General features: G+C 40.8%; 19 protein-coding genes and 1 other annotated feature. All 19 genes read right to left on the bottom strand.

The annotated features are described in order from the left end of the window. Positions 1–241: 241 nt before the first annotated feature. Complete coding sequence (gene pyrE / locus FIU87_RS08855) at positions 242–874, bottom strand: orotate phosphoribosyltransferase (RefSeq protein ID WP_152444256.1); 633 nt, start codon at positions 872–874, stop codon at positions 242–244. Further along, entirely contained in the window at positions 871–1,593 is a 723-nt protein-coding gene (gene pyrF, locus FIU87_RS08850) for an orotidine-5'-phosphate decarboxylase (RefSeq protein ID WP_152444255.1), read from the bottom strand. The genes pyrE and pyrF overlap by 4 nt, the downstream gene beginning before the upstream one ends. Then, a complete protein-coding gene (locus FIU87_RS08845) occupies positions 1,565–2,506 on the bottom strand; it encodes a dihydroorotate dehydrogenase (RefSeq protein ID WP_152444254.1) in 942 nt (313 codons plus the stop codon). The genes pyrF and FIU87_RS08845 overlap by 29 nt, the downstream gene beginning before the upstream one ends. Continuing rightward, positions 2,503–3,279, bottom strand: a complete 777-nt coding sequence (locus tag FIU87_RS08840) for a dihydroorotate dehydrogenase electron transfer subunit (RefSeq protein ID WP_152444253.1) — start codon at positions 3,277–3,279, stop codon at positions 2,503–2,505. Before FIU87_RS08840 ends, FIU87_RS08845 begins: the two co-directional genes overlap by 4 nt. Continuing rightward, positions 3,276–6,494: a carbamoyl-phosphate synthase large subunit gene (gene carB / locus FIU87_RS08835; RefSeq protein WP_152444252.1), complete on the bottom strand. Its 3,219-nt coding sequence runs from the start codon at positions 6,492–6,494 to the stop codon at positions 3,276–3,278. The genes FIU87_RS08840 and carB overlap by 4 nt, the downstream gene beginning before the upstream one ends. Next, complete coding sequence (locus tag FIU87_RS08830; protein WP_152444251.1) at positions 6,479–7,576, bottom strand: carbamoyl phosphate synthase small subunit; 1,098 nt, start codon at positions 7,574–7,576, stop codon at positions 6,479–6,481. The genes carB and FIU87_RS08830 overlap by 16 nt, the downstream gene beginning before the upstream one ends. Further along, positions 7,573–8,862, bottom strand: coding sequence for a dihydroorotase (locus tag FIU87_RS08825; protein WP_152444250.1), 1,290 nt, complete (start codon positions 8,860–8,862; stop codon positions 7,573–7,575). The genes FIU87_RS08830 and FIU87_RS08825 overlap by 4 nt, the downstream gene beginning before the upstream one ends. Continuing rightward, a complete protein-coding gene (locus tag FIU87_RS08820) occupies positions 8,828–9,754 on the bottom strand; it encodes an aspartate carbamoyltransferase catalytic subunit (protein ID WP_152444249.1) in 927 nt (308 codons plus the stop codon). Before FIU87_RS08820 ends, FIU87_RS08825 begins: the two co-directional genes overlap by 35 nt. A gap of 172 nt (positions 9,755–9,926) precedes the next feature. Next, entirely contained in the window at positions 9,927–11,249 is a 1,323-nt protein-coding gene (locus FIU87_RS08815; protein WP_301538670.1) for a solute carrier family 23 protein, read from the bottom strand. Between the two features lie 150 nt (positions 11,250–11,399). Continuing rightward, positions 11,400–11,942, bottom strand: a complete 543-nt coding sequence (gene pyrR, locus FIU87_RS08810; RefSeq protein ID WP_152444247.1) for a bifunctional pyr operon transcriptional regulator/uracil phosphoribosyltransferase PyrR — start codon at positions 11,940–11,942, stop codon at positions 11,400–11,402. Positions 11,943–12,146: 204 nt separating this feature from the next. After that, a complete protein-coding gene (locus FIU87_RS08805) occupies positions 12,147–13,061 on the bottom strand; it encodes an RluA family pseudouridine synthase (protein ID WP_152444246.1) in 915 nt (304 codons plus the stop codon). Beyond that, entirely contained in the window at positions 13,061–13,528 is a 468-nt protein-coding gene (gene lspA / locus FIU87_RS08800; RefSeq protein ID WP_152444245.1) for a signal peptidase II, read from the bottom strand. The genes FIU87_RS08805 and lspA overlap by 1 nt, the downstream gene beginning before the upstream one ends. A 294-nt stretch (positions 13,529–13,822) precedes the next feature. Continuing rightward, positions 13,823–16,591 (bottom strand): isoleucine--tRNA ligase, encoded by a 2,769-nt coding sequence (ileS, locus tag FIU87_RS08795; protein WP_152444244.1) that lies wholly within the window; start codon positions 16,589–16,591, stop codon positions 13,823–13,825. A gap of 60 nt (positions 16,592–16,651) precedes the next feature. Beyond that, positions 16,652–16,878: a binding site (T-box leader), on the bottom strand. A gap of 65 nt (positions 16,879–16,943) precedes the next feature. Then, positions 16,944–17,444: a DivIVA domain-containing protein gene (locus FIU87_RS08790; protein ID WP_152444243.1), complete on the bottom strand. Its 501-nt coding sequence runs from the start codon at positions 17,442–17,444 to the stop codon at positions 16,944–16,946. 83 nt (positions 17,445–17,527) lie between these two features. Further along, positions 17,528–18,301: a YlmH family RNA-binding protein gene (locus FIU87_RS08785; RefSeq protein WP_152444242.1), complete on the bottom strand. Its 774-nt coding sequence runs from the start codon at positions 18,299–18,301 to the stop codon at positions 17,528–17,530. 72 nt (positions 18,302–18,373) lie between these two features. After that, positions 18,374–18,643, bottom strand: coding sequence for a YggT family protein (locus FIU87_RS08780; protein ID WP_152444241.1), 270 nt, complete (start codon positions 18,641–18,643; stop codon positions 18,374–18,376). Positions 18,644–18,649: 6 nt separating this feature from the next. Further along, on the bottom strand, positions 18,650–19,117 hold the full coding sequence (locus tag FIU87_RS08775) for a cell division protein SepF (protein ID WP_152446481.1): 468 nt from the start codon (positions 19,115–19,117) through the stop codon (positions 18,650–18,652). 17 nt (positions 19,118–19,134) lie between these two features. Continuing rightward, complete coding sequence (locus FIU87_RS08770) at positions 19,135–19,821, bottom strand: YggS family pyridoxal phosphate-dependent enzyme (protein WP_152444240.1); 687 nt, start codon at positions 19,819–19,821, stop codon at positions 19,135–19,137. Further along, on the bottom strand, positions 19,814–20,650 hold the full coding sequence (gene pgeF / locus FIU87_RS08765) for a peptidoglycan editing factor PgeF (protein WP_172971001.1): 837 nt from the start codon (positions 20,648–20,650) through the stop codon (positions 19,814–19,816). Before pgeF ends, FIU87_RS08770 begins: the two co-directional genes overlap by 8 nt. Between the last annotated feature and the right edge of the window lie 41 nt (positions 20,651–20,691).

The following is a 20,691-nucleotide window of genomic DNA, read 5'->3' as shown; positions in this document are numbered from 1 at the left end:
GATGTATGGGGTCACCAGTCTACCCTTACCGCACATTCCAACTAGAAAATAAACTATTATTTATTCAATTTTAACAAAAACTTTTTTGTAAAAAACAAAACCTCTCGTGATATCCCCTCTACCTTTGATAATAAACGACCAACCTTTCGAGATTCACCACAACCAGTAGCTTTCAAACCCACAGCCATTCATTTAAACAGTAAAACCCCCCTAATTCGGGAGGTTTTTTCAATTTTTTTCTTTAATAAGCCATCCAAGCCTCGCTTGTTGGGTTTTCTAGCCATTTGGATAGTTTTTTGCGGTCTGCTTCTCCAATATCACCGCGCTCAATCGCTGCTTCCATTAATGTTTGATAATCGCAAAGTGCCTCTGTTTTCACATTGAAATTTGCAAGATTATCAGCTGCCACATCTAAGCCATATGTAAAAATAGCTACCACACCGAGCACTTCACAACCTGCTTCACGCAGGGCTTCCACCGCCCCGATTGCACTACCACCTGTTGAAATCAGATCCTCCACCACTACTACCTTTTGACCTTTTGTGACCAACCCTTCAATTTGGTTGCCTTTACCGTGCCCTTTCGCCTTACTCCGCACATAGCACATTGGAAGGTTAAGCTCATTGCTTACAAGGGCAGCATGAGGAATTCCGGCTGTAGCTGTACCTGCAATCATCTCTGCCTCTCCAAAGCTGTTCTTAACTAGGGCTGCTAATGAATCTGCAACCTGTTTTCTCACTCTTGGATAGGAAATAGTCAGCCGGTTATCGCAGTATATGGGGGATTTTATGCCTGACGACCACGTAAATGGTTCATCTGGTTGAAAGAATACCGCTTTAATTTCTAGTAACTCTTCTGCTATTTTTTTGTTCATCCTATTTCCACTCCTTGCCATTGTTGTAGTATGGATTTATATGCTTGAACTGGGTCAACCGCACCAGTAATGCTCCGACCAACGACAATGTCCGTAGCACCTAATTTCCTTGCATCTTTAGGGGTGACAACACGCTTTTGATCATTAGCATCATCGCCTAACATACGAATTCCAGGCGTTACTTTTCTAAATTCGTTCCCAAGCTCTTCCATAAGCATGTTAGCTTCCAAGGAAGAACAAACCACTCCGTCTAAGCCTGCTTCTGCTGCTTTTTTTGCATAATGTAACACCGTTTCATTCATCGAAGCTCCCACTAATAAGTCTTCACGTAACCGTTGCTCTGTCATGCTTGTGAGCTGTGTGACTGCAATAAGAGAAGGAACATATTTTCCTGCAATAACAGCACCTTCCCTTAATCCTTCTAGACCAGCTTTCATCATCTCAGAGCCCCCTGCAGCGTGAAGATTTGTCATACTCACACCAAGTTTACCGAGTCCTTTCATTGCATGGTACACCGTGTTAGGAATGTCATGAAGCTTCAAATCAAGGAACACTTGATGTCCAGAAGCTACAAGTGCTTCAACGATGGTTGGTCCTTCTTGGTAAAACAATTCCATGCCTACCTTAACAGACAATTTTTCTTCACCAAATAGACTCAAGAAATGATCCACTTGTTGCTTTTTAGGAAAATCAAGTGCGACTATAAGCGATTTTTGCATGCTGCTTCCAGCTCCTTCCCGTGCATTCAGAAATATGTTCAAAACCAAGTTCATGAAGCTTTTGTGGTAGCTCCTCAATGATTGATGGACAGATATATGGATCAACGAAGTTTGCTGTTCCTACTGCAACGGCACTTGCGCCGGCATAAAAGTATTCCAACACATCTTCTGCTGATTGCACACCCCCCATTCCTATGATAGGGATACTCACCTTTTGGCTAACTTCGTGAATCATTCGGATAGCTACTGGCTTTATTGCAGGTCCTGATAATCCGCCTGTCTGATTTGCAAGAATTGGGCGGCCTGTTTTCAAATCAATACGCATTCCAAGTAAAGTATTAATCATGGTTAGACCATCAGCACCGGCAGCTTCAATACTTAAGGCAATTTCACTTATATTGGCTACATTAGGGGATAGCTTTACGTACACCGGAACGGAGGATACCTCTTTAACAGCTTTTGTCACTTGTCCAGCAATTACTGGGTCAGTACCAAAGGCAATTCCTCCTGTTTTTACGTTAGGACAGGATATGTTTAATTCTAAGGCATGCACATTTGGAGCTTTTGAAATTTCCTTGGCCACTTCTACATAGTCCTCTATTTTGGAACCTGCCACATTTGCAATAATTGGTACGTCATATTGTGCTAAAAAAGGCAATTCCTCGGAAAGTACTTTATCTAAGCCAGGATTTTGGAGACCGATGGCATTTAGCATCCCGGCATTTGTTTCTGCGACACGTGGTGTTGGGTTTCCAAAACGCGGTTCCAAGGTTGTTGCCTTAATCATTATTGCTCCAAGGACATCTAGATCATAAAACTTGGCATACTCCCTACCAAATCCAAAACAGCCGGATGCTGGCATGATAGGGTTTTTTAAATTCAATCCCGGTAACTGAACATCTAAGCATGTCATAAGACAACCTCCCCTGCTTTAAAGACTGGTCCGTCTGTGCAAACTTTTTTATAAGCATAGCCTTCAGGGTCTCCTTGTAGGTGACAAACGCAAGCAAAGCAAGCTCCAATTCCACAGCCCATACGCTCTTCAAGAGATAGGTACACATCATTTTTTGGATACATCGTTTCAATCGCTTTTAGCATAGGTGTTGGACCGCATGAGAAAAGGGTTGTAAATTCAGGGTTGATTTCCTCTAACAAATTGGTCACGTATCCTTCTTTTCCATAGCTTCCATCCACTGTTGTTACGTAGGTGTCGCCAAAGTAGGAAAAATCATTTTTATAGAAAACATCGTTTTTAGACTGAAAGCCGAGTACATGGGAGGTAGAAACACCTTTCCCATGCAGTTGTTTCGTAAGCTCTAATAATGGTGGAACACCGATGCCGCCACCAACAATTAATGCATGATCACCTCGTTGAAGATGTTGGATGGAAAAGCCATTTCCAAGGGGACCAAGAACATCTAGCATTTCACCTGGCTGCTTTAATGCTAACAGCTTTGTTCCTTTTCCTTCTGCACGATAGGTAATTTTACATTGCTGTTTTTCAGGAATAATGGATGAGATGCTGATGGGTCTACGCAGTAGCGTGTCCAACCCCTCTGATATTCGGATATGAACGAATTGGCCAGGAGAACTCATCTTACTTACGAGTTCTCCTTCCATCACCATTTCATAGATGTTACAAGCTATTTCTTTTTGGGAAACAACGGTCATCCATGCTTTTTTCATCCGCTGTACACCACCTCTTTGTTTTCGGAAACTAATGCGTCAATAGATTCTATGGAAAATGTCATAGATTCTAAGACTCTTAGAATTGCCTTAGCTGTATCAAGAGAGGTTAAGCAAGGGATACCGTTTTCTACTGATTCGCGTCTAATTCGAAAACCATCTCGTGCAGGCTGCTTGCCTTTCGTTAAAGTGTTAATGACAAATTGCGCTTCTCCTTTGCGGATAACATCTATTAGGTTAGGAGATTCGCCTCCAATTTTATTAACAACTTCGGATGGAATATTTTCTTGCCAAAAATACTCTGCTGTGCCTGCAGTTGCCAATATTTTGTAACCAATCTGGTGAAATCTTTTCGCAAGGGTTAATGCTTCCTCTTTATCCTTGTTTGCGATGGTGAAAAGAACAGAGCCGTAAGTCTTAATGGATATTCCTGATGCTACTAGCCCTTTATAAAGTGCTTTTTCAAGGGTAAAATCTTTCCCCATTACTTCCCCAGTTGATTTCATTTCTGGCCCGAGTGTGATATCGACATTTCGTAATTTTGCAAAAGAGAAAACCGGAACTTTTACGAACACTCCTGGTGTTTCAGGCTGTAACCCAGAATAGTAACCTTGTGATTGTAAGCTTTCGCCAAGGATAATTTTTGTAGCAACGTTAGCCATTGGAACATGGGTTATTTTGCTTAAAAATGGGACCGTACGGCTTGACCTTGGGTTCACCTCAATGACGTACACTTCTTCTTTATAAATGACAAATTGTATGTTTAGTAGACCAACGATGTTCAACCCTTTTGCAAGGCGAGTTGTGTAGTCCACTATCTTTTTCTTAATCTCATTGCTTAGTGTTTGCGGTGGATATACAGCAATAGAGTCTCCTGAATGAACCCCAGCGCGTTCAATATGCTCCATAATTCCAGGAATAAAAACATCTGTTCCGTCCGAAATTGCATCCACTTCAATTTCTTTTCCTGTCATATACTTGTCAATTAAAACAGGGTGTTCTGGATTTACTTTGACAGCATTTTTCATGTAAAGTAGCAGCTCTTCTGATTTATAGACTATTTCCATCGCCCGTCCACCAAGCACATAAGATGGTCTAACAAGTACTGGGTAGCCGATAGTCTCTGCAATTTCGACAGCCTGGGGAATCGAAGTTGCTGTTTTCCCTTTTGGTTGCGGAATGTCTAAGTTTGTTAATGTTTGCTCAAACTTATCTCTGTTTTCTGCACGATCTAAGTCCTCAAGGGTGGTGCCAAGAATTTTCACTCCTCTTGCTTCAAGCTCAGCAGCAAGATTAATGGCTGTTTGTCCCCCAAATTGGACAACCACACCTTTTGGTTTTTCAAGGTTTACGATATTCATGACATCTTCAATGGTGAGGGGCTCAAAATACAGTTTGTCAGAAATACTGAAGTCTGTTGACACTGTTTCGGGATTGTTATTGATGATGATTGCTTCATACCCTGCTTCTTTAATCGCCCACACAGAGTGGACCGTAGCATAATCAAATTCTACCCCTTGACCAATTCTGATTGGTCCAGATCCTAGTACAACAATACTTTCTTTTTGAGTGACAACAGATTCGTTTTCATCCTCATACGTTCCATAATAGTACGGAGTAGAGGATTCAAATTCGGCAGCACACGTATCAACCATTTTGTAGACAGGTTGAATGTCTTTGTCTAATCGAAGTTGATAAATTTCTCTTTCTGAGACACTCCAAAGCTTGGCAATGGTTTTGTCGCTAAAGCCCATCTGTTTTACTTCATGTAGGGTAGTCATACAACCTTTATTGGCAGTAATATGTTCTTCCATTGAAAGGATTTTGTGTATTTTTTGTAGGAAGAACATATCAATTTCGCACCATTCATGGATTGTTTCAATGGAATAGCCTCTGCGCATTGCTTCTGCGAGGTAAAACAAGCGCTCGTCCCCTGCTTTTCTGATTCTTTTTTCTACCAGTTCATCGGAAAAGCCTTCGCTGCCTTCAAGCTCTAGATAAAAGATGTTCGATTCTAAGGAACGCACAGCTTTCAATAAGGATTCTTCAAAAGTACGTCCAATTGCCATCACTTCACCTGTTGCTTTCATTTGCGTACCAAGGCGGCGGTTGGCAGATTCAAACTTGTCAAAAGGGAATCTTGGAATCTTTGTCACAATATAATCAAGTGCTGGTTCAAAGCAAGCATAGGTTTTTCCAGTGACTGGGTTCATCATTTCGTCGAGTGTCAACCCAACTGCTATCTTTGCTGCTAGCTTTGCGATAGGATAACCTGTTGCTTTGGAAGCTAGTGCAGATGAACGACTTACCCTTGGGTTTACTTCAATAATGTAATATTGAAAGCTGTGAGGATCTAATGCCAACTGAACGTTACAGCCGCCTTCAATTTCTAGTGCTCGGATAATCTTGAGAGAAACATTACGTAATAGCTGATACTCTCTATCACTTAAGGTTTGACTTGGTGCTACGACGATGGAATCTCCCGTATGAACACCAACTGGATCTATATTTTCCATATTACATACTACAATCGCATTATCATTGCAGTCACGCATCACTTCATATTCGATTTCTTTAAAACCGGCAATGCTTTTCTCTAAAAGACACTGTGTTACGGGGCTATTTTTCAGACCGCTTGAGACGATTTCATCTAGCTCTTCTGGATTAGAGCAAATGCCGCCTCCTGTCCCACCGAGGGTGTAAGCTGGCCTTACAATAACCGGGAACCCAATCTTTTCGACAAACTGATAGGCCTCATCAAGATTGGTAATAATCTCACTATCAGGAACAGGCTCATTCAGCTCCCTCATTAAGGTTCGGAAGAGGTCGCGGTCTTCTGCTTTTTGAATGGCAGATAGCTTTGTTCCAAGAATTTGAACATTACATTCTTCCAACACCCCAGCCTCAGCCAGCTCCACTGCAAGATTCAATCCTGTTTGCCCACCAAGAGTAGGGAGGATGGCATCTGGTCTTTCTTTTCGGATAATTCTGCTGACAAATTCCACCGTTAGTGGCTCCATATACACTTTATCCGCCATTTCTTGGTCGGTCATGATCGTTGCTGGGTTAGAGTTGACGAGAATTACGCGGTAGCCTTCTTCTCTAAGTGCGATGCAGGCTTGTGTACCTGCATAGTCAAATTCTGCAGCCTGCCCGATGACAATGGGGCCTGAACCTATTACAAGGATAGTGTGGATATCTAGACGTTTTGGCATAAGCGTTCTCCCTTCTTTGCTTCTTCAATTAAAGTCATGAAATGATCAAACAAATAGTTAGCATCTTCAGGCCCTGGGCTTGCTTCTGGGTGATATTGCACCGTAAAAACAGGGTGGATGGTATGCTTTAAGCCTTCAATTGTGCCGTCATTGAGCGCAATATGTGTTACTTCAAGATTAGTATCGAGAAGCGAATCCTCCGTTACCGTATAGCCATGGTTTTGCGAGGTAAGCGCAACACGGCCTGTGCTTAAGTCTTTCACTGGATGATTAGAGCCTCTATGTCCGAACTTCATTTTTTCTGTATTTGCTCCACATGCGAGGGCAAAAAGTTGATGGCCTAAACAAATGCCAAAAACCGGAACCACTCCAAGCAAATCCTGAATCATGCTTATTGCCTCAGGTACATCCTTTGGATCACCAGGCCCATTAGATAGCATCACGCCATCTGGACTTAATCTCATGATTTCTTCGGCTGTAATATTGTAAGGTACGACTACAACATCACAACCTCGTTTGTTTAATTCACGAAGAATTCCATGTTTCATACCAAAATCGACAAGAACGACTCGATACCCCCGACCAGGAGAAGGATACGCCGTCTTCGTTGACACTTGCTCCACTTGGTTGGTAGGCAACACACGAGACTTTAAGCTCGAAATCACTTCGTTTCTATCTACATCCAGCCCACATAGTGCTCCTTTTAAGGTTCCATGCTCTCGGATAATTCTAGTGAGCTTTCTTGTATCAATTCCAGCAATTCCCGGAATGTCCTTTGCTTTAAAAAATTCATCTAATGTCCACTGATTACGGAAGTTTGAAGGATATTCACTTACTTCTTTCACGATAAACCCATTGATAGCAGGGTCAATTGATTCAAAATCATCACGATTGATGCCATAGTTTCCAACAAGCGGATAGGTAAGAGTCACAAGCTGCCCGCAGTAAGAAGGGTCTGATAAGATCTCCTGATATCCTGTCATTCCTGTATTAAAAACTACCTCGCCAATAGAGTCCTTTAAGCTGCCAAATGCCTTTCCAACAAAGAATGTTCCATCTTCTAAAATTAGTTGCCGATTCATACTAGAACACTACCTTTCTGCCACACTAGTTTTCCATCTACAAACGTCATCACTGGCCAACCATTACATTCCCATCCCGAAAAAGGAGTGTTTTTTCCTTTTGATAAGAAATCTTCTGGATTAATCGTTGCTTTGCTATCTAAATTTATTACGGTAATGTCTGCTTTTGCTCCTACCTCTAACCTACCATAAGGAAGCTTAAACACCTGAGCCGGTTTCATTGTTAACCAATCTATCAGTTGCTTAAGGGTAAAAATGCCTGTCTCTACAAAATGAGTGTAAAGAAGTGGAAAGGCAGTTTCTAATCCCACAATTCCAAATGGCGCTCTTTCCATCCCTTCACTTTTTTCTTCCTTTGTATGCGGCGCATGGTCTGTAGCAATCATGTCAATGGTTCCATCGAGCAAGCCCGCAAGCAACGCCTTCTGATCCGCTTTTCCTCGCAAGGGAGGATTCATTTTAAAGTTAGCATCTAAGCCTGGTATATCCTCCTCACATAATAAGAGGTGATGCGGACTCACTTCTGCTGTCACATGTATGCCTGCTCTTTTTGCGTCTCTAACGACACGGACAGATTCTTTCGTACTAATGTGGCAAACATGATAATGACAACCTGCTGCTTCAGCTAGCAGTATATCTCGTGCGATGTGGACACTCTCACAAACCGATGGAATTCCGTTAATTCCATTTTCTTTGGAAAACATACCTTCATGTACTGCGCCTTTATTGATGAGGGTGTTTTCTTCACAATGAGCAACAATCGGCATGTTTAGTTCCGCCGCTCTTCTCATAGCCTCCAACATTTTCGAAGCATCCTGCACTCCAACCCCATCATCTGTGAAAGCAAATGCTCCTGCTTCTGTCAGCTCTTTAAAATTTGTGAGTTCCTGCCCTAGCTGTCTTGTTGTAATGCAAGCATAAGGAAGTACTCTGACCACTGCAGTTTCATCAATTTTTTTCGTCAACCAATGAAGTTGCTCTTTCGTATCTGGTGTCGGCCTTGTATTTGGCATCGCACATATTGTGGTAAAACCACCTTTTGCCGCTGCTTTTGTTCCTGTTTCGATTGTTTCTTTCTTCTCTCCACCTGGCTCACGTAAATGCACATGGACATCAATAAATCCAGGAGCAACTAGATTTCCTTCCAGATCGATTACGGTGTCAACACCTTCTTTATTAATATTGGAGGAGATTTCTTCAATGGTGTTGCCAGCTAACAAGATATCAACCTTGTCTATTTCTCCCTTTGAATTAAGCCATTTCCCATTCTTTAATAAGATTGTCATGTGCTCTTCCTCCTTCATTTTCTGTTAAGGCTCTTTTTAATACGGCCATTCTCATGTACAGCCCATTTTCCATTTGCTTAAAAATTCGGGAACGCTCGCATTCTACCAATTCTGCTGCAATTTCCACCCCGCGGTTTACTGGGGCAGGATGCATAATGATTGCTTTTTCTTTCATCTTCTTTTCACGTTGAATTGTCATACCATACTGATGATGGTAATCATCCAAATCATGTTGACTAGATAGGTGGCGCTCATGCTGAATTCTTAGCAGCATCACCACATCACTAGTAGAAATTGCTTCATCCATGGATATGTAGGTTTCTTTAGGATAGCTTTCATCCTGCCATTCTTGTGGGGCAACAAATTTTACATTACAGCCAAATCGTTTAAGCACTGCTGCATTGGATCTAGCAACTCGACTGTGGCGAATATCGCCAACTATTGTAATGTTCAAATCATTTAGTCTATCGAACTCCTGATAGATAGTCATTACATCTAGTAAGGATTGGGTTGGGTGATTTCCACAGCCATCGCCGCCATTTATAATCGAAGCGTTTATGGAAGAAAGTTGTTGAAAGTATTCTTCCTCAGGATGTCGTATAACCATCGCTCTCACATCAAGAGACTCTAGGGTTTTAACCGTGTCATACAGACTTTCACCTTTGTTCACACTTGACGTTGCTACCTCAAAAGGAATAACTTGAAGGCCTAGTTTTCTTTCGGCTACTTCAAAGCTACATTTGGTTCTCGTACTTGATTCATAAAATAGATTGGCCACAAATGTTTGGTGAGGGGGCGTCCAACTCTCCCCGTTTTGAAAACGGATAGCTTGTTCCATTAGTGTCATAATTTCCTCGTTTGATAAGTCTCTCATCGTTCGTAAATGTCCCATTTTCCACCCTCCGTTTCTATCAAAAAAACACCCAGTCCAAGATGGAAGGGTGTTTTAAGTACACTTAGTCTGATAGGAGGGTAAAATGGTACCCCAATAGCACATGTTCCACCTATCAAATCAAGCTTTTTTTCACCCTTGCCAGCCTCTCTGGACTTTTCTTAAAAGGTTGTTAAGCTACTGTATGTTGTTTTTCCTCTTCTTCAAAAAGATCTTCCTGCACTTTTTCTTTACCTGGCAATACGAGGTTTAAGATGATTCCAATAATCGCTGCAAGCGCCATTCCTGCAATCTGATACTCCGCCACTTGTACGAAAGCTCCTCCAACCCCGATAACTAGTGTTACAGAAGCGATAATTAGATTTCTCTTGATACTAAAGTCTACCTTGTTATCTATTAGTGTTCGAAGACCGCTTGCTGCAATGATTCCAAAGAGCAAGATGGAGACTCCACCCATTACTGCGCTTGGTATCGTACCTATTAATGCCGAAATCTTTCCAATAAAGCCGAACACGATGGCTAATACTGCTGCTCCTCCTACCACGAACACGCTGAACACTCTTGTAATAGCCAACACGCCAATGTTTTCACCATAAGTCGTGTTAGGTGGTCCACCGATTAAGGATGCAAGCATGGTTGCTACACCATCCCCTAATATGGAACGATGTAAACCTGGATTTTTAACAAAATTCTTACCGACAATCTTACTAATGACCATTTGGTCTCCGATGTGTTCCGCGATGGTTACTGCTGCGATAGGAACCATAAGGAATATGATAGAAGCTGTCATTGTTGGTGAATAATCTACAAATGGGATTATAAATTCTGGCGCTTCCACCCAGCTTGCTGCCCTAACAGAAGCAAGATTTACCAAGCCTGCAAAATAGGCGGTAACATATCCACCAACAATTCCGATCAGAATCGGGATGATACCAAAAATTCCGCGGAAGAAAATCGCACTAATAATGGTAATGGAAAGGGTTGTTAAAGCTACAAGTAAATGCTTGATGCTATACACCAGTTCATTTGGCGGAGCACCTGGATTTTCATACATAGCCATATCGACTGCAACCCCAGCTAGTCCAAGCCCAATAACAATGATGACTGGTCCAACTACAACTGGTGGAAGAATGTACATGATCCATTGATGTCCTAACAGCTTTATCAGCATTGCCACTAGCCCATAAACAAGACCTGCCATAAATCCTCCAACCATTGCTCCTCCAGGTCCTGCAAGCTCAGTGGCTGCAATTATTGGAACAATGAAGGCAAAGGATGAACCTAAATATGCAGGAATTTGTCCTTTGGTTATAAACAGATATGCTAATGTTCCTAACCCACTTGATACAAGTGCCACTGCTGGACTTAAGCCAACAAGTGCTGGAACGAGAATCGTTGCACCAAACATCGCAAATAAGTGCTGAATGCTAAAAATAAGCCATTTTGATTTTGATGGTACTTCTTTAATATCTAATACCGGTTTCTCTCTCATGATTTGACCTCCCAAAATTTCGCATAAAAAAACTCTTTGTGCAGCCTAGGGCACAAAGAGGTAGAAAGGTTCCACAATCTTTCTGTACACGTACAGAAATGTGAACCAGAATACCCCTTTGCGAGCCTCTCGGGACTGCAATTAAAAGGGTTTTTATTTTTCGTGTATACTAACTTGATCGTTAGAGTCTATTTCAGATAGCTCCACAACAATTTTTTCTGAACTTGCTGTTGGAATGTTTTTCCCAACAAAATCTGCTCGAATTGGCAATTCTCTATGACCTCTATCGACAAGCACTGCAAGCTGAATTTGTGAAGGTCTTCCAAAATCCATCAGGGCATCCATTCCGGCACGAACCGTTCTGCCTGTGAATAGGACATCATCCACTAGGATTACTTTTTTATCATTTATATCTACGGGAATATCCGAACCTTTTACCTGCGGCTCTTTATCTTCCGATTTTGTAGATAAGTCATCTCGATACAGAGTAATATCAAGCTCACCTACCGGAATTTCTTTTTCCTCAATTTGTTGAATTCTTGAAGCAAGCCTTTTCGCAAGATAGATTCCCCTTGTCTTGATACCTACAAGTACAGAATCCTCTATCCCTTTGTTACGCTCAATAATTTCATGTGCAATGCGAGTTAGCGCTCTTCTGATTGCCTGTTCATCTAGAACCAATGCTTTTTCTGCCATAGTGTTCACCTCTTTACTAAAATGTTCAGTAACAGAACAAAAAACCTCTCATCGTGCTGATGAGAGGTTTTTTCTAGGCGAACAGGAGAATGTGTGCACACAAAAACTCCTATCGTCTAGTTGCCGTTACCTTCTCAGCCTCACGGGACTGTCTTTAAAGGTCTTATTTAATTGATATGATTATCTCAAAATAACTTTAACCTGTCAATGATTTTTTATTCTCATTAAAACGCGCTCAAATTCTGGTGGAATTGGCGCTTGGAATTCCAAATATTCTTCTGTACGAGGATGGATAAAACCAAGAACACCTGCATGAAGAGCCTGACCATTAATATCTAGTGTTTTTCTTGGTCCATATTTTGGGTCGCCCGCAAGTGGATATCCAATATACTTCATATGAACACGTATCTGATGCGTTCTCCCTGTTTCTAATTGGCACTCTACATGAGTAAAGTCTTGATAACGCTCTATCACGCGGAAATGGGTTACAGCATGACGGCTATTTTCATCCGTGACTGTCATGCTTTGACGTTCTTTTTTGTCTCGTCCTATTGGGGCATCAATGGTTCCAACATCATGCGGAATCACTCCATGAACAATAGCTTGATACTTTCTGGTTACGGTCTTCTCGACTAGCTGGTTCACGAGTCTTTCATGAGCAAAGTCGTTCTTAGCAATCATCAACAGTCCAGAAGTATCTTTGTCTATACGATGGACAATTCCAGGACGCATCACACCATTTATTCCTGATAAATCCTTACAATGGGCCATTAAGCCGTTAACAAGCGTACCAGTATAATGACCTACTGCTGGATGGACGACCATTCCTCTTGGCTTGTTGACCACGATGACATCAGAATCCTCAAAATAGATGTCTAGATTCATCTCTTCAGGTAAAACATCTAGGATTTCTGGTTCAGGAATCGTAACAGTAATACTATCGCCAGTAGAACATTTATAGTTAGGCTTAATTGTTTCCCCATTTACAAGAACCTGTCCTTCTTTTATCCACTGTTGTACTTGAGATCGTGACCAATCGTCATGTTGGGTGGAAAGGACTTTGTCAATACGGTCGTTATTTTGTGATTCATCGATTGTAATCGTGAAAGTTTCTGTCATTAATTTGATAGCTCCTTCTTCTCTTTCTTACCTTCTAAGATAGTTAACACTAAGATAATTCCCACTCCAATTACGAGAGCAGAATCTGCCACATTAAAGATGGGAAAATCATATGTGAAGATAAATGTATTTATAAAGTCAATGACCTCTTGATGCAAAAGTCGGTCGATAAAGTTACCAATCGCACCACCGAGCATCAAACTCAATGCTAGCTTCATCCATGGTTGGTCCTTTGGCAGTTTTTGCAGATACACTATTAATCCAATGACCACGATCATCGTGATAGCATAAAAAAAGTACATCTGCCCTTCAAGGATACCCCATGCAGCTCCACGATTTCTGTGAGAGGACAAATATAAAAAGTTTTCAATGATTGGAATACTTTCTCCAAGCTCCATGTATCTCACTACTAACCATTTTGTAAGTTGATCAATAATAATAATAGCTAATGCGATTATGTAATACATTCTTACAGGTACCCCCAGCTTTTTATATGTACTTTTGAATTATAGCAAAACAATGTTTGTAAATAAAGTTAATTCACTATTATAAAAACCTCCACTAATCGTAGTGGAGGCCAAACATTCTCGCTGGTGATTTCCGCAAATCTGCTCCGCGTCCTTGGGGGGGCGATTGGTGAGCCTTCTCGGGCTTCGCCCTGTGGGGTCTTTAGTCTATCGCTTCTTTCCATTGGGAGTCTCTGCAGTTTGCTCCAATCAACAGCTGGGTTTTTCTTTCAACATTCATTTACTAAACTACATTTATGCTGTGTAGTTTTCTTTTACTACCGATGCACAACGCACACATAGTGTTGGGTGGTCGGTGTCTTGACCTACTGTTGGGGTAACCACCCAGCAACGGTCACATGTTTCCCCTTCAGCTGGCGTGACAAGGATGGCAGCATCATCGAATTGCTGTGCCGTTGATGGCGCATCTTCCTTACTGCCTGCAATTTCTAAACCTGAAACAATAAATAGCTGCTGCACATTTTCCTCAATGGAATCAAGCAGCGCTTTTGTTTCGCTAGTAGGATAAAGGGTGATTTTTGCTGCAAGAGACTTACCAATCACTTTTTCATTACGAGCAACTTCCAATGCTTTTAACACATCGTCACGCAATGTCATGAACTTATCCCATTTTGCTTCAATTTCCTTTGCATTTTCCACTGTCAACACGTCCGGCATATCAACAAGCTGAACACTTTCTTCTGTTACAAAGTCAATATGAGACCATACCTCATCCGCTGTATGAGGAAGAATAGGAGTCACAAGCTTTGTTAATGCAAGCAATGTTTCATATAACACCGTTTGGATAGCACGACGGTCATGCTGATCTTTTCCTTCGATATATAAGATATCCTTCGCAAAATCAAGATAGAACGAGCTAAGGTCAATTGTGCAGAAGTTATGAACGGCATGATAAATTCCTGCAAATTCGTATTCTTCATAGGATTTTTTCACTTTTGTAATCATGTTATTCAATTTTACAAGCATGTAGCGGTCTACTTCTCGTAAATCATTTACTGCAACAGCATTCTTTGCAGGGTTAAAATCAGCAAGGTTTCCAAGTAAGAAGCGGAAAGTATTACGAATTTTTCGGTATACTTCTGCTACTTGTTTTAAAATATTGTCAGACACACGAACATCCGCTTGATAATCTACAGATGCAACCCAAAGGCGCAGAATATCTGCTCCGAGCTGGTTCATTACTTTAGACGGTAGGACAACATTACCTACCGATTTACTCATCTTGCGGCCTTCGCCATCAAGTGCAAACCCATGACTGAGAATTCCCTTATACGGAGCTTTACCTGTAACGGCAACGCTTGTAGTTAAGGATGAGTTGAACCAACCACGATATTGATCAGATCCTTCTAAATAAAGGTCTGCTGGACGCTGTAGGTCGTCTCGTTCCTCAAGCACCGATTGATGAGAGGAGCCAGAGTCGAACCAAACATCCATAATATCCATCTCTTTATAGAAGGTACCACTCGGGCTACCCTCATGCGTAAAGCCTTCAGGAAGAAGCTCTTTTGCTTCCTTTTCAAACCAAATGTTGGAGCCATGCTCTCTAAATAATGCTGACACATGATCGATCGTTTCGTCTGTAATAATTTCCTGACCATTTTCAGCATAAAATACTGGAATTGGCACACCCCATGCACGTTGACGAGAGATACACCAATCCCCACGGTCACGAACCATGTTAAATAGACGAGTTTCTCCCCACGCTGGCACCCATTTTGTTTCAGCAACAGCCTGTAGCAATTGCTCTCTGATTTTATCAATAGATGCAAACCATTGGGCAGTAGCACGGAAAATCGTTGGCTTTTTCGTTCTCCAATCATGCGGATACGAGTGAGTGATGAAAGTCAGTTTAAGTAATGCACCAACTTCTTGAAGTTTTTCTGTAATTGGCTTGTTTGCTTCATCATAGAACAATCCTTCAAAGCCAGGTGCTTCCTCTGTCATTACCCCTTTTGCATCTACTGGACAAAGAACGTCAAGACCGTATTTTTTTCCGATTACAAAGTCATCTTCTCCGTGTCCTGGTGCAGTGTGAACACAACCTGTTCCTGCATCGGTTGTTACGTGCTCTCCAAGCATCACCAGAGAGGTGCGGTCATAAAGAGGATGTTTGGCCGTTACATTTTCTAGCTGTGAGCCTTTGAAGGTGTTTACCACTTGCGGGTTTTCCCATTCAAGTGTATTGGAAACAGACTCCAAGAGTTCCTGTGCAATAATATATTTATTTCCACCGGTTTCTACGACACTATAGTCAAGTTCTGCATGCACGGCAATTCCTAAGTTCGCTGGAATGGTCCAAGGTGTGGTTGTCCAGATGATAAATTGCTCTGTCCCATCTAATACACCTTTTCCATCCTCCACTTTAAACGCCACATAGATGGACGGCGAACGCTTATCTTGATACTCGATTTCTGCTTCAGCCAGCGCTGATTCACTAGATGGGGACCAATATACTGGCTTTAAGCCTTTGTAGATGAGCCCTTTTTTCGCCATATCACCAAAAACTTTAATTTGTTGAGCTTCATATTCTGGCTTTAAGGTGATATATGGATCAAACCAATCCCCACGAACACCAAGACGCATAAATTGTTCACGTTGATTGTTGATTTGGTCATAGGCATATTCTTCACAAAGCTTGCGGAAGTCTGCAACAGACATTTCTTTGCGTTTTACTTTTTTGTTTTTTGTTAATGCAGTTTCAATTGGCAAACCGTGCGTATCCCACCCTGGAACATATGGTGCATGGAATCCGCTCATCGATTTATAACGAACAATAAAATCCTTCAAGACCTTATTTAACGCATGACCCATATGGATATCACCGTTTGCATAAGGAGGGCCATCGTGCAACACGAACATTGGACGATCTTTTGTGCGATCTTGCACTTTTTTATAGATGTCCATCTCACTCCATTTTTCTTGTTGTTGCGGCTCACGATTAGGCAGGTTTCCACGCATAGGGAATTCTGTTTTTGGCATCAATAATGTATCTTTGTATTCCATCTGTCTTTCCTCCAACTATAAATGTATTTCCATCAAAAAATAAAAAAACCCCTCATCCCTAAAAGGGACGAGAGGATTTCCCGTGGTACCACCCTAAATTGACTAGAAAATCTAGTCCACTTTAGCATTCGTAACGTGAATGAGACGATTAAACCTACAAGCTTATTAGCCTTCAGAATAATACTCAAGGGTGATTTTCGCTACTGTTACTTATACTAGGCTCACACCATCCCCAGTTCGCTAACAATAAGTGATGCAGTAGTTACTGTCCCTCTCAGCGTTTTTATACGGTATATTAAAAAACATGATTTCGTTTCGTTATTATACTGAATATTACCTTATTTCGTCAAGGTTATACTCCGCTTTCTTCTAATTCTTTATCCTTTTCTTCGTATTCCATTAAATGCTCCCAATCGTCATTATCAATCAGCTCTAATTGAGCTTCTACGAGCATTTTAAAGCGATTACGGAAGATTTTGGATTGTTTTTTCAATTCATCGATTTCCACTTGAAGCTTTCTTGATTTTAATAAGGATTCATTGATGATTCGATCAGCATTTTTTTCTGCCTCTTTGATGATCAGCTTTGCTTCCTTTTGCGCATTTCTTCTAACATCCTCTGCCGATTCTTGAGCAACTAAAATCGATTTATTTAATGTTTCTTCGATTGTCGTAAAATGGGAGAGACGTTCCTTTAATTCTTTCGCCTTTTCTTCATGCTCTTTCTTTTCACGTAAAACCATTTCATAGTCTTTGATGACTTGATCTAAAAACTCATTTACCTCATCTTCATCATAGCCTCTGAAAGCTTTATTAAATTCTTTATTATGAATATCCAGTGGTGTTAAAGGCATTGAATGCCACCTCCATATAGTTCTCTTCTGCTACTATACATCATTCGACATACACAAGATATTTCCTGCATGTAGCATGCAATTTATTTTTGTTTTCCAGCGATGATTTTCCATTTATCCTTTTTTGTTTTTCCATCAATGGCAATGAGTTTACTTCTGCCAAATCCTCTTAAGGATAAGATATCTCCCTCTCTACATTCAAAGGCAGTTTCCTCTACAGTCTTCCAATTCACTTTTACTTTTTTCGCCCCTATTAATAGCTGAGTTTTTTGCCTTGATAGATTGTAAAGGGAAGCTAAAATGACATCAAGCCTTAAAGAGGCAGCGGTAGTGGAGTGCTCCTCCCAGCTTTCTTCGATGGCGTTTAGATAGGTTAATGGAATTTCTTTTAAAGCAACTTTAACTTTGCCTACCTCTTGCAATTGAAGTTCCACATAGGAGCTAACCTCTGCACTTAGGACAAGTTGTACATGTTTGTCTTGAAATAGGATATCGCCAAATTTACTCCGTTTTAAGCCAACGCCCATTAAAGAGCCCAGTACTTGTCTGTGTTCAATCTGGACAAATTTATCAGGATACGAAAGAGTATACCCTTTTAACTGAAAGTCCTCTTCAGACGGCACAAAATATGAAGGATAAAGGAGCGCTCTTTGTCTTTCCGCATTTTTTGCCCCGCCATGAAAAGCGAGTAAAACATCCTCGTTCTTTCCAATGACTTTTCTCACTATTTCTTGCTCTCTTGGGTCAAGAAAGTCTGTAAGTTTTGGTGCATATTGTGTTATGACTACTTCTTTCCATTCTAATACTTGGTCAATAAAGTCATGTTCTTCTGGTCGATAATGCTGATAAATACTCATTTTATCACTCTACTTACAATTAAATTGGCAAAATAAAGAGGGAAATCAACTCAGAGATTCCCCTCCTTTTGCTTATAATAAACCTAAAAGTCTAAACAATTCGTGTAAGCCGACTACTGCATAACGGAGTACAAAAATTGCCACAATCGGGGAAATATCAATCATTCCAAGTGGAGGAATGATTCTGCGGAACATATCCAGGTATGGCTCACAAATCTTCCCTAAAATCGCTCCAAATTGCGATTCTCTCGCCCCAGGAAACCAAGACATAAAGATATAGATGATTAATAAAATCGTGTAGAAAAACACTAATCTATCAAGTAAATAAAACAACAAATCCATAAACTTCTACCACCTCTTATTTGCAAAATCTTCTTGTTCCTGCTGAATCATTTCTGAAATGGATCCAGATACATCCACATTATCAGGAGTACATAAGAATATGTTTTGACCAATCCGTTGGATGTCGCCACCAATAGCGTAAACCGTGCCACTTAAAAAGTCGACAATACGCTTCGCTTGGTCGATATCAATTCTTTGCAGGTTCACAATGATTGCTCTTCTATTTTTTAAATGATCTGCGACATCCTGCGCTTCTGAATACGACCTTGGTTCATAAAGCACCACTTTTGATGTTTTTTGAACGCTTTGTAAGCTCACGACATTTTGTTTCGAGGATGAAGGCTGTGTTGTGCCTGAGCGGGTTCTCCTTGGCTCATCCACTTGTGTTTCCCCCTCATATTCCTCTGTTTCATTATACTCATATTCTTCATCATCTAATGCAAAGAAACTTTTAAATTTGGATTTAATCGTCATCATTCATACCTCCTCGTTTATTGTTCATTTCCTACAAGAGAGCTGCCGATTCGAATAAAAGTTGCACCTTCTTCAATCGCAATATGGTAGTCATTAGACATTCCCATTGATAATTCCTCACAAGGGGCATAGGGAAGATTCATATCCTGAATTTGATCCTTTAACATTCTAAGCTGTTTGAAGCATCCGCGGATAACGCTCTCATCCTCTGTGTGGGGGGCCATGGTCATTAAGCCAACTACTTCAATTTTTGGATAATGCTTTAATTTTTCGATAAATTCTATAACTTCTTCCTGGGCAAGTCCATGCTTAGATGCTTCTTCTGAAGCATTGACCTGCACAAAGCATTTGATGGTGTCTTCTGTGCGTTTATGTAACTCTTTTGCAAGTGATATCCGATCTAAAGAGTGGATGTACCCTACATGATTAATGACATTTTTCACTTTTTTTGATTGCAGGGAGCCGATAAAATGCCATGTCGCATCTTCCCCAATTTCTTCCCATTTTTCAAGAAGACCCTCATCACGGTTTTCACCAAGATGGACAATCCCTGCCTCTAATGCTTCTTTGGCTCTGTCTATAGAAACATACTTTGTAACGGCAATAATCTTTATTTCTTCTGGATTACGATTTAGATTTGCACATATATCTTGTATTCTTTCTTTTATTAATTGAAGATTGTTTTTGACGGGTTGATTACTCAAAGTGATTTGCTCCTTTCATTCCAATAAAGCTCATCATTCTCCCTGTATTCCCTTTATCCCGTCTGTGTGAAAAAAAGAGAGTGGAATCCTGGCTTGTACAATACTTGCTACAAAGGATATTTTCTTCTTTTACTCCAGCAATTTTAAGTAACTCAAAGTTAACAGCCCTTAAGTCTAATTCATATTGGCCAATGGATACTTCTGTGAAGGCTTTTTGATGACTTGCTTTGGGTAATACCTTCTTAACCTGATCGACTACGAAGTTATCAACAATATATTCATTTTTAGAGATGGAAGGACCAATTGCAACAAGGATATCTTTCACGTTAATCCCTTCATCCTTCCATCTTTGAATCATTTCTCCCGCAATATTATGAACCGTCCCCTTCCAGCCAGCATGGGCCAGGCCAATGAATTGATCTTCAGGAGAAATAAAATATAACGGCACACAATCTGCAAAGCATAGGGTTAATAAAACATCTTTCTTATTGGTGTAAACACCATCCGTTCTGTTTATTGCATTTGTATATTGATAGACACCTTTTCCTCGATGAGTGTGGTCTATCCTCTCAATATGATTCTCATGTGTTTGTTCACAGCCTACCCAATATTTTGTAGGAATATTGGTAAGCTTTGCAATTATTTCCTTGTTTTGTCCCACATGTTCCTCTGCATCATTCACATGTAATCCTGCATTGAGCGAGTGAAAAGGGCTTTCACTTACTCCCCCATTCTTCGTGGTAAATCCGACAGCAAGATTGGGCATGATACTTTTCCATTTTGGGACACCCAAAATTTGTTCTGTTTCTAAAACGAATGGTTCTGACATAAGTGGCACCTTCTTTATTACGGACATATTCCTTCATATTG

The organism is Bacillus sp. THAF10, assembly GCF_009363695.1.
In the GTDB taxonomy this organism is placed as follows: domain Bacteria; phylum Bacillota; class Bacilli; order Bacillales; family Bacillaceae_I; genus Sutcliffiella_A.
This window is presented reverse-complemented; position numbering and strand designations above follow the sequence as displayed.